Source organism: Bradyrhizobium arachidis, from assembly GCF_024758505.1.
GTDB lineage: Bacteria > Pseudomonadota > Alphaproteobacteria > Rhizobiales > Xanthobacteraceae > Bradyrhizobium > Bradyrhizobium manausense_C.
The window spans coordinates 8,682,274-8,692,500 of sequence record NZ_CP077970.1 but is presented as its reverse complement, the minus strand read 5'-3'; the positions used below and the strand labels follow the sequence as shown (position 1 = coordinate 8,692,500).

Annotated in this window: 11 protein-coding genes (1 of these 11 only partly in view); 2 read left to right on the top strand and 9 right to left on the bottom strand. The window is 64.6% G+C overall.

The features are described 5' to 3' along the window. The 5 genes from KUF59_RS40470 to KUF59_RS40450 all read right to left on the bottom strand — a co-directional run. Nucleotides 1–960, bottom strand: the 5' portion of a protein-coding gene (locus KUF59_RS40470) for a TRAP transporter substrate-binding protein (protein WP_212460285.1). 132 nt of this gene lie to the left of the window's left edge; only the first 960 of its 1,092 coding nucleotides appear in the window; its start codon is at nucleotides 958–960; its stop codon lies off the left edge, out of view. Between the two features lie 285 nt (nucleotides 961–1,245). Next, nucleotides 1,246–2,556: an NAD(P)H-dependent oxidoreductase gene (locus KUF59_RS40465; RefSeq protein WP_258767997.1), complete on the bottom strand. Its 1,311-nt coding sequence runs from the start codon at nucleotides 2,554–2,556 to the stop codon at nucleotides 1,246–1,248. A 162-nt stretch (nucleotides 2,557–2,718) separates the two neighbouring features. Then, on the bottom strand, nucleotides 2,719–3,519 hold the full coding sequence (locus tag KUF59_RS40460) for a phytanoyl-CoA dioxygenase family protein (RefSeq protein WP_212460287.1): 801 nt from the start codon (nucleotides 3,517–3,519) through the stop codon (nucleotides 2,719–2,721). A 113-nt stretch (nucleotides 3,520–3,632) separates the two neighbouring features. Then, nucleotides 3,633–4,310 (bottom strand): GntR family transcriptional regulator, encoded by a 678-nt coding sequence (locus KUF59_RS40455; protein ID WP_212460288.1) that lies wholly within the window; start codon nucleotides 4,308–4,310, stop codon nucleotides 3,633–3,635. Between the two features lie 194 nt (nucleotides 4,311–4,504). Next, nucleotides 4,505–5,374 (bottom strand): sigma-70 family RNA polymerase sigma factor, encoded by an 870-nt coding sequence (locus tag KUF59_RS40450; protein ID WP_212460289.1) that lies wholly within the window; start codon nucleotides 5,372–5,374, stop codon nucleotides 4,505–4,507. Between the two features lie 132 nt (nucleotides 5,375–5,506). On the opposite strand from KUF59_RS40450, the gene KUF59_RS40445 reads away from it, so the two are divergent. Then, complete coding sequence (locus tag KUF59_RS40445; RefSeq protein WP_212460511.1) at nucleotides 5,507–5,962, top strand: carboxymuconolactone decarboxylase family protein; 456 nt, start codon at nucleotides 5,507–5,509, stop codon at nucleotides 5,960–5,962. 201 nt (nucleotides 5,963–6,163) lie between these two features. Here the strand turns inward: KUF59_RS40445 and KUF59_RS40440 are convergent, their stop codons facing one another. Both KUF59_RS40440 and KUF59_RS40435 read right to left on the bottom strand, forming a co-directional pair. After that, nucleotides 6,164–6,976, bottom strand: coding sequence for an alpha/beta fold hydrolase (locus tag KUF59_RS40440; protein ID WP_212460290.1), 813 nt, complete (start codon nucleotides 6,974–6,976; stop codon nucleotides 6,164–6,166). A gap of 2 nt (nucleotides 6,977–6,978) precedes the next feature. Then, entirely contained in the window at nucleotides 6,979–7,797 is an 819-nt protein-coding gene (locus KUF59_RS40435) for an alpha/beta fold hydrolase (RefSeq protein WP_212460291.1), read from the bottom strand. Nucleotides 7,798–7,943: 146 nt separating this feature from the next. Here KUF59_RS40435 and KUF59_RS40430 point away from each other — a divergent pair, with 146 nt between their 5' ends. Beyond that, nucleotides 7,944–8,486 (top strand): methylated-DNA--[protein]-cysteine S-methyltransferase, encoded by a 543-nt coding sequence (locus tag KUF59_RS40430; protein ID WP_212460292.1) that lies wholly within the window; start codon nucleotides 7,944–7,946, stop codon nucleotides 8,484–8,486. Nucleotides 8,487–8,613: 127 nt separating this feature from the next. On the opposite strand, the gene KUF59_RS40425 is transcribed toward KUF59_RS40430, so the two are convergent. Together KUF59_RS40425 and KUF59_RS40420 are read right to left on the bottom strand one after the other, a co-directional pair. After that, a complete protein-coding gene (locus KUF59_RS40425; protein ID WP_212460293.1) occupies nucleotides 8,614–9,483 on the bottom strand; it encodes an MBL fold metallo-hydrolase in 870 nt (289 codons plus the stop codon). A gap of 15 nt (nucleotides 9,484–9,498) precedes the next feature. Beyond that, entirely contained in the window at nucleotides 9,499–10,110 is a 612-nt protein-coding gene (locus tag KUF59_RS40420; protein WP_212460294.1) for a glutathione S-transferase family protein, read from the bottom strand. Nucleotides 10,111–10,227 lie beyond the last annotated feature (117 nt).

Here is a 10,227-nt window from a genome sequence, read left to right as displayed (position 1 = left end):
GAGATCGGCATAGATCTCGTTGGCCGCGTTGTAGCAGGCCTCCAGCACTTCCTGCGGGAACGGCTTCAGGATCGCACCCGCAACCAGCAGGCGCTTCAGCGCCGGCGGGTTGACGTAGTCGTACTTGCCGGTGACCCAGGTGAAGGTGTCGCGCGACGCGGTCTCGATCGCGGCCTGGTAGTGCTTGGGCAGCGCGTTCCACTTGTCGAGATTCATCACGTTGTGGCCCTGGCCGGTGCCCTCCCACCAGCCGGGATAGTAGTAGTATTTTGCGACCTTCACGAAGCCGAGCTTTTCGTCGTCATAGGGACCGACCCATTCGGCGGCGTCGATCGTGCCCTTTTCCAGCGCCGGATAGATGTCGCCGCCCGCGATCTGCTGCGGCACGCCGCCGACCTTGGCGATGATGGTGCCTGCGAAACCGCCGACGCGGAATTTCAGGCCCTTGAAGTCGTCCATTCCCTTGATCTCCTTCCGGAACCAGCCGCCCATCTGGGCGCCGGTCGAGCCGGTCGGAAGACCAATCGTGTTGTACTCCTTGAGCAGGTCGTTGAGCATCTCGGTGCCGCCGCCGAACAGCAGCCAGGAGATGTGCGCGCGGGTGTTCAATCCGAACGGCAGCGACGTGCCGAAGGTGAAGGCGGGGTTCTTGCCCCAGTAGTAGTACAGCGCGGTGTTGCCCATCTCGACCGTGCCGTTCGACACGGCGTCGAGCACCTGCAGGCCCGGGACGATTTCGCCGGCCGCAAACGGCTGGATCTGGAATTTGTTGTCGGTGACTTCGGCGACGCGCTTGCAGAAATATTCGCAGCCGCCATAGAGCGTATCCAGTGCCTTCGGCCAGCTTGCGGCCAGCCGCCACCGCACCTCGGGCATCGATTGCGCGATCGCGGGCGCGGCAACGGCCGTGCTTGCAGCCAGGCCAGCGCCCGTCACCTTCAGGAAATCACGACGCTTCATGCGTATCCCTCCATTACTGCCGACATCTCGACAATGGGGACGATCTTGGTGTCGTCTTGTCTGCGCCGAGTGATCGACGTTGTTTGTTGAGCGTTCCCGTGGACCCTTTTGGGCCCTTGTTGTTGGAATTCCGAGCTTTGCGGTTCCGCGAGGGAGGATGGCCCGGCGTCCCCCGATAATCAAGCGGTTAGCCCCCACCGCAACTGCGAAGGGCCCGCCGCTTCGGCTGGACGAAAGTCTAAGTCGACGCCCCCGTCCGGCAGCCGGGCGACACTTGGGCACATGTCAGGATTTCGCGAACGCCGCTTCCATCGCCTTGCGCGTCCTGATGGTGTCGTTGTTCGGATCGAACTCGACGTCGCTCCAGCGCACGATCTCGCCATGGCCGACGTCGTGCTTCAGCTTGAGGCGGTGGGCGAGCCCGATCGGCAGCGCGCCCGCTTTCAGGCTTTCCGCCGCCGGCACCAGCTTGCCCCACACCGTGTAGCCGCCCTCACCGTCGAGCATCTCGCCCGCGCGCAAATCGCGTTTGGCGACCGACGCGACGTCGCCGCGAAAACCGTAGGGTTGGCCGGTGGCCTCGTTGCGCAGCGCGGCCGAGAGCACCGAGACGTTCAGTTCGAGCCCGATCAGGTGATACGGCTTGTACATCGCCGCGAACCGCCCGCTCGCGTCGGTCTTGAGCCCGTATTGCTTGAAACAGTCCGCCGCGTAGTCGTTCGGCGCCTCCAGCACGACATAGACGCCCCAGCGCAGGTCGCGGAACACCGGCCGGCCGTCGCGCTCGAGCGAGGACACCACTTCGACCACGCCGGACCGCTCCAGCACGCCGCCCTTGTCGCGGGGACGCATGATGTGCGGGAGGTCGTCGACGCCGCAGGGCGGAAAGAGCAGGCCCTGCGACGGGACGTCCAGCGTGCAGGCATTGGCGATCGCGGCCATCTCGATCGCCGATTTGGTGCCGTCGAGGAAGGAGTTGAACATCTGCGGATTCATGCCGGCCGACTGTGCCTCGCCCGCGGTGAGGCCATAGTGCTGCCAGACGCCGTCGGGCGTTACGTCGTGATAGGCTGGCAGATACTTTGTGCCCTTGCCGGCGGCGACGATGCGAAAGCCGGTGGCGCGGGCCCAGTCCACCATCTCTGCGGTGAGTGCCGGCTGGTCGCCATAGGCGAGCGAATAGACCACGCCGGCCTTGCGCGCCTCCTCGGCGAGCAGCGGCCCCACGAGCACGTCGGCCTCGACATTCACCATCACGATGTGCTTGCCGGCGGCGATTGCTGCGCGGGCGTGGCGGATGCCGACGGCGGGATTTCCGGTCGCCTCCACCACCACATCCATCGCGCCGCCGGCAATCGCACGCACGCCGTCGTCGGTGAAGACGGTCGCGGCGATCCGCTCGGCGTCCCAGCCGACGGTGCGGCAGGCCTCGCGTGCGCGGTCGCCGTCGAGGTCGATGATGATTGACACCTCCAGCCCCGGCACATGCGGCACCTGGGACAAGAACATCGAGCCGAATTTCCCGGCACCGATCAACGCCACGCGCACGGGTTTTCCGGCGCTGCGGCGGGCTTGGAGGAGGGAGAAGAGGTTCATGGGAAGGATCCAAGGATTCTTGATTTCGAAGAGACGTGTGCGAACTCTCCGGTCGTCATGGCCGGGCTTGACCCGGCCATCCACGTCTTGCCGCCGTGATCGTGTCAAGGCGTGGATGCCCGGGACAAGCCCGGGCATGACGCCCGTGGACGCAAGATCGTCCTACTCCGCCGCCTGCCGCGGCGCACGTGCCAGGCGCAGCAGCGCGTCGTCGTCCACGGTCTTGATCGGCGTGAAATCGCGGTGCGCGATGTAGTCCGCCCGCGTCGGTGTGCGGATGTAGTTGGAGACCGCGTTCAGCGTCAGGTACACGATCTTGCGCGGGTAGGGCGTGATGTTGCCGCTCGAGCCGTGCACCAGATTGCCGTGGAACATCAGCATGCCGCCGGGCTTTCCGGTCGGCGCCACGATGCCGCCCTGCTTGACCAGCCGCGTCACGGTGTCCTCGTCCAGCGTCCACAGCGGGTAGGACGTCGTCGAGAGGTCATGCGAGGCCTGGAGATCACCGGCATTCTGGCTGCGCGGCACCAGCATCAGGGGGCCGTTGATCGGCATCACCTCGTCGAGGAAGATCGCGATGTTCATGGCGCGCGGCTCGGGCATGCCGTCGTCGCGCTTCCAGGTGCCGTAATCCTGGTGCCACTGCCAGACGTCGCCGGTGAAGGCCGATTTTGCGTTGATCTTGAATTGATGCATGTAGACCGGCTCGCCAAACACCTGCTCGACCGGCTCGATCATGCGCGGATGGGCGCCGAGCACGCCAAAAGCCTCGTTGTAGAGATGGGCGGCAAAGGCCGTGCGCGGCGCGCCGCTCTTCTCGCGCCAGACTTCGGGGCGGTTGGCGTCGTAAATGGCGACCGCCTCGCGCGCGAGGAAATCGACCTCCTCTTGGGCAAACAGTTCGGGCAGGAACAGCCAGCCCTCGCGGTGGAAGAACTCCAATTGCTCCTGGGTCAGTTTCATGGGTCGCATCCTCCTGTTTGTTTATTGTTGTCGTTCCGGGGCGGTCCGAAGGACCGAACCCGGAACCTCGAGATTCCGGGTTCACGCTTCGCGTGCCCCGGAATGACAGCTAGTTACGCCGCCGTCTCCTCCGTCGCCCTCAATCGCTCCTCAGTCATTCGTCCGGCGTTTTGCGCATGCGCGAGCGCGGCGCGTTCGGCAGCAGCCGTCTCGCCCGCGAGTATGTGTTTTGCGATCGTCGCATGCTCGGCCCACGCACTCTCGCGATAGTCGAGCTCGGAGAGCACGGTTGCCATCGAGCGGCGCATATGCGGCCACTGCGGCGCGATGGTCGCCTCGATGACGGGATTGCCGGCGAGCTGATAGATCGCGCGGTGAAAGTCGACGTCGAGCGCAATCAGCTCGTTCAACGACGTCTTGCGCGTGATGCGGTGGCCGGCGCGCAGCGCCGCTTCGAGGCGCGCGCGTCCCGCGGCATCGTTCTTCGCGCGTTCGGCGGCGAGCCGCGCCGCCAGCGCGTCGATCGCACCGCGCACCTCATAGAGCTGACGGATGCGCGAAGGATCGAGCTGGGTGACTTCAAAGCCGCGCCTGCCGCTCTCGGCGACGAGCCCCTGCCGATGCAACAGATGCAGTGCATGCGACACCGGCTGGCGCGAGACGCCGAGCTTGTCGGCGAGTTCGTTCTGCGTGATGCGCTGTCCGGGCTGCAGCGTGCGATCGGTGATCGCCTCCAGGATCCGCGCATAGACCTGGTCGATCAGATTGGGGAGCGGGTCGAGAGGGATCACGCTGGCAGCTCCTTCGGAATACGGAATTCCGTATGCGAAGCTACTCCCCGGGCAGGGGAGGCGTCAAGGCAGGAGCGTTCGGCTTGCCGGCGGCTACTTAAGCTGTTGAAAATATGATTGTTTCGTCATGGCCGGGCTTGTTCCGGCCATCCACGTTCTTCTCCGATCGCGATCGTGCCGGCACCAAGGCGCGGCTAGCGCTCCAGCACATCCACCTCGAACGCACCAAGCCGCTCCGCATCGGCCACCGCCTCGAGTTCGACGATCCGGTCGCCCCTAAAGGTGACGCGCAGCGCGATGCGGAGACGTCCGCCGAAGATGACGGCGACGCCGAGCTCGCCATTGACCAGCGCCGGCCGTGCGGCCTGCGCACGCCCCTTGAACGCCTGCGCGACTGCGTCAGCACCGCGGATCTCGGCGAGCGTGCCGAGCCGCACCGCAGCCTGGTCGGCCCGCATGACGACATCAGGATCGAGCACCGCGAGCAGGCCCTCGAAATCGCCTTCGCGCGAGGCGGCGAGAAATGCGTCGACGATTCTTCGCTCGCGGCTGAAGTCCGCTTGCGGCTGAGGTGCGCCCTGCACGCGGCGCCGTGCGCGGCTGGCAAGCTGCCGCGAGGCCTCCACCGAGCGGCCGACGATCGGCGCGATCTCCTCGAAAGGAACGGCGAACATGTCGTGCAGCACGAAGGCGAGGCGTTCGGCCGGCTGCAAGGTCTCCAGCACCACGAGCAGTGCTGTGCCGACGGAATCGGCCATCTCGGCCTCACTCTCGCGGGCCTCGTCCACGGGCTCCGGCACCTGCGGGCCAAGCGGATCCTCGCGGCGCGATTTGCGCGCGCGCAGCATGTCGAGGCAAATGCGCGCGACCACGGTGGTCAGCCAGCCCCGCAAATTCGCGATCTCGCTGGTGTCGTAGCGGCTGACCCTGAGCCAGGTCTCCTGCACGGCATCGTCGACCTCGCCGCGCGAGCCCAGCATCCGATAGGCGACGCCGCGCAGATGATCCCGGTTGGCCTCGAATTGTCGGGCCAGAAAATTGTCATCGAAATTTTTTGGGGTCATCGGTCACGTTCCCTGTTTGCCGTCCGTCATGGCTATGACGAAGCGAATCCGGCCGATGTGACAGAAATGGCGCCGGAACCGTCGAAAATCAGCCGGCAGGCCTGCCGGCGCCACAGATGGAGACAAGACATGATGCACGCCCGCATGAATCACCCGGTCATGGTCATCCCCGACGCCATGAACGTCCTGCAATCGCTCGGCAACCTCACCAAGCAGGGCCTGCCGGAAAAGCTCCTGGAACTCGTGCATTTGCGCGCCAGCCAGATCAACGGCTGCAGCGTCTGTGTCGATATGCATCCAAAGATCGCGCGCAAGCTAGGGGAGACCGAGGAGCGCATCTTTGCGGTCTCGGCCTGGCGCGACACGCCCTATTTCACTGAAGCCGAGCGCGCCGCGCTGGCGCTCACGGAGGCGCTGACCAGGCTGTCGGATCGCGCCGATCCCGTGCCTGACGACATCTGGAACGAGGCCGACAAGCATTTTGACGAAGCCGAGCTCGCAACGCTGCTGCTGGCGATCGCCGCGATCAACGTCTGGAACCGGCTGAACGTCGCAATCAAGATGCCGGTAGGTGTGTGGAAGGTGTGACGATGCTTTTCTTACCCTCCCCTGGAGGGGGAGGGTCGATCGCGCGCAGCGCGAGCGGGGTGGGGTGATCTCTCCACTTGGGCAGTGTTCAATGCGGAGAGACCGTCACCCCACCCCGTCTCACATTTTCGCTGCGCTCAATGTGAGCCGACCCACGAGCGAGCTACGCTCGTCTCGGACCCCTCCAGGGGAGGGTAAGAGTCAGCCCGCCAAAAACTCCGTCACCACATCGCTAAACGCCTGCGGCGCCTGCTCGAACATCCAGTGGCCTGCGTTCGGAATGACCGCCGTCTTCGCGCCTTCGATATGCTCGGCGAGCACGCGCCAGATCGACGACAGGCTGCCCGTGGTGGCGCCGCCGCCGATCAGCAGTGTGGGCGTCCTGATCGCCAGCGCATCCGCGCGCGTATAGGATTTTCGCTGCTCGTTGATCTGGCCGAGGAAGGTGACGACGTTGTCGCGCAGCTGCTGCTTGGCGGCTGCCGGCACGCGCCGCCATGAGCCGTCGCCCTCTATGCCCTCGAAGAAGTTTTGCAGCGCTCCCTCGATATCGCCGGCGCGGAGCATCTCGACCGAGCGCACCGTGCGTGCAGCGAGTGGCGGATGCGCTGGTGTGCCTTCAGGCAGCGGCAGCGTCGCATCGAGATCGCCGCCGGGCTCGGCCAGCACCAGTTTTCGCAACAGATCCGGCCGCGCCTGCGCGACGCGGAACGCGATGTGTCCGCCGCGGGAATGGCCCATCAAATCGACCGGCGCGGGTTTGATCTGTTCGATGAAGGCGGTGACGTCGGCGACATGCTGCGCCATCTTGTAATCGTCGCCGGCGCCGTTCCAAGCTTCCGGAAAGAAATGCCGCAGGCTGACCGAGATCACGCGACGCTTCTTCGACAGCGGCCCGAGCACCGAATACCAGGTGCGGAAATCGCCGAGCGTGCCGTGCACGCAGACCAGCGGCGGGCCTTCTCCGACGTCGAGATAGGCCATGTCGTATCCGTTGACGCGAAGTGTCTGCATGATCAGCCTGCTAGGAAGTCGAGCACGATTTCAGAGTATTTTTGCGGCGCCTGCTCGAACATCGGATGCGTCGTTCTCTCGATGATCACCGTCTTTGAATAGGGCACGTGCGCGGCGAGCGCATGCAGCACTTTTGGCAACAGGCCTTTTGTGCGGCTGCCCAGGATGAACAGCGTCGGCATCTTGATGGACTCGGCATCCGCCTTGGAAAACGGCGGGCGATTGTCGCGGACCTGGCCGATCAGCGTATAGGCATTGTCGCGCAGATTCTGCTTCACGATTGCCGGCAGCCGCGGCCAGGTGCCTGGCCCCTCCAGCGTGTCCACGAACACAGCGAGACCGCCATCGACGTCACCGGCCGCGATCTTCTCCGCCGAGGCCGTGAAGCGTGCCAGCAGCGGAGAGGGGCCGCCGGCGTAGTCCGGATCAAGGCTCGCATCGAGCTCGCCGCCGGGCTCGGCGAGAATCAGCCGGCGCAGCAGGTCCGGCCGCTTTTGCGCGACGCGGAAGCAGATGTGCCCGCCGCGGGAATGGCCCATCAGATCGATCGGGCCGGTGTCGAGTTTTTCGATGAAGGCTATGACGTCGTCGACATGCTGGCTGATGGAGTAGGTGTCGCCCACGCCGTCCCACTGCTCCGGAAAGAAGTGCCGCAGGCTGACGCAGATCAGGCGGTGCTGCCTGGAGAGCGGACCGAGCACGCAGCCCCAGATGCGGAAATCGCTCAGCGAGCCGTGCACGCAAACCAGCGGCGGGCGAGAATTGGCCTCGCCCACGTCGAGATAGGCCATGTCGTATCCGTTGACGTGCAGGCTTTGCATTTTTGGCTCGCGGGCAGGGGAATTTCGACTGGAACCAGCTGTGCAAGATTCCCGGAATCCGGGTGGATCGCAACTATTTCCAAGCCTAGATTTGGGCATGAGATCACGGTGGGGCATGCGTCGGGGACGCAAGCGGGAACTGAACCATGACTGACCAGCATTTTGCCCTGTTCGACACCGAAATCGGCCTTTGCGGCATTGAGTGGGGCCCGCGCGGCATCAACGGCGTGCAGCTGCCGATGGGTGACGAAAAGAAGATCCGCACCCGCATCCATCAGCGCCATCCCGAGGCCGGTGAAGCTGCACCCACAGCGGAGGTGCAGCAGGTGATCGACCGCATCGTCAAATTGCTCGCGGGCGGGACCGATGACCTTACCGACATTCCGCTCGACCTCGACGGCGTTCCCGAATTCAATCGCGGCGTCTACGCGATCGCGCGCAGCATTCCGCCCGGCAAGACGCTGACCTATGGCGACATCGCAAAGCGCCTCGGCGGCGTCGAGCTGTCGCGCGACGTCGGCCAGGCGCTCGGCCGCAATCCATGCCCGATCGTGGTGCCCTGCCATCGCGTGCTGGCGGCCGGCAACAAGCCCGGCGGTTTCTCCGCCAATGGCGGCGTGGTGACGAAATTGAAGATGCTCGAGATCGAAGGCGCGATCGTCAATCACACGCCGAGCTTGTTTGATTGAGGTGGCCGAGTGCGCGGAGGCGGTAGGGTGGGTTAGCCGAAGGCGTAACCCACCACGTCTGCCGACGCGGAAGCATAGGAGGTGGGTTACGCTTCGCTAACCCACCCTACGCAGCGTGCGTTGCAGCTCACACCGCCGCGCAGACGAACCCATTCCCCCTGCGCTTGATCTTTCCCGCCGACGGCGAGGGGAAATGCGCGGTGCAGCACAGCGTGTCGGTGTCGCAATAGCGCTCCAGGAAACTGCGGCGCGTTTTTGCGGCAAGCGCCTGATCGACGTCGAACTTCATCGACATCTCCGGATACAGCGTCTGGATCGGCGAATGCATGAGATCGCCTGAAAACACCGCATCGTCCTTGCCGCGGCCAAAGGTGAAGGCGACGTGGCCGGGCGTGTGGCCCGGTGTCGGCAGGATGCGGACGTGGTCGCCGATCTCATGGTCGTTGGTGACGACCTCATGCCGCCGGGCCTCGACCACCGGCAGCACGCTGTCGACGAAGGGCGGTACGGGTGCCTTGGCGTTCTGCTCGGTCCAATAGTCGAACTCGGTCTTGGCGAACACGTAGCGCGCCTTGGGGAAGGTCGGCACCCAGCGGCCGTTCTCCAGCCGCGTGTTCCAGCCGACGTGATCGACATGCAGATGCGTGCACATCACGAAGTCGATGTCCTCGACCGCGATCCCGGCCGCGGCAAGGCCGCCGAGATAGGTGTCGTCGGTCTTCATGTTCCATTTCGCACGATTTGGCCGCGGCTTGTCGTTGCCGATGCAGCTATCGACCAGAATGGTGTGATGCGGCGTCCTGATGACGTAGGACTGGAAGCACAGGATCAGCGTGTCCTGGTCATCCAGCGCCTTCGCCTCTCTCATCCACGCGCGGTTCTCCGCCAAAACCTCGGGCGTGAGACCGGGCAACAGCTCCAGCGCCGGCAGGAAGGTGGTTTCCTGCTCGATGACGCGCTGGATGGTGAGATCGCCGACCGAAAATTTGAGGCTCATGGAAACTCCATTCGCTTACGCCGCCGGCGGCACCGAGATCTTTACCGACGGCCGCTCCAGCATCTTCTGATGGAAGGCATCGAGCTTCGGAAACGCCTTGCGCCAGCCGCAATCGGCGAAGCGGAAATCGGCATAGCCGAGCACGCAGACGAGACCGATCTGGGCAATGCCGAACGGGCCGTTCAAGAGCTCGCCCTGGTTCTCGAACCGTGCCATGCCGCTCCAGGCTCGGTTCCAGTGGTCGTCGGACCACGCCTGCCACTGCGATCCCTGCGGCCGTACCATCTTCTCGTAGCGGCACAGCAGCATGGAATCGAGCATGCCGTTGATCAGCGAATGATCGGTCTTGGCCTTCCAGCGCTGCGGCCCGTATTCCGGGATCAGGCTGCCGCCGGCAATCTCGTTGAGATATTCGACGATGACGTAGGAATCCAGAATGACATCGCCGTCATTGGTGATCAGAACCGGCAGCTTCTTCAGCGGCGTGATGCGCGAATACTCTTCGTTGGCCTGGCCGGGCGCGACGGTGGCGGGGACCAGCTCGATCTTGTCGATCAGCCCAAGCTCGATCGCGGCAATGCGCACCTTGCGGGCGAACGGCGAGGCGGGGGAGAAGGTGAGTTTCATTGAACAGATCCTACAATGACTTCGCGATGGCTCTCTCATCCGTCATGGCCGGGCCTAGCCGTCTGAAGGACGGCGTCGCTTCCGCTCGCCTATGCCCGGCCATCCACGTCGCTTCGC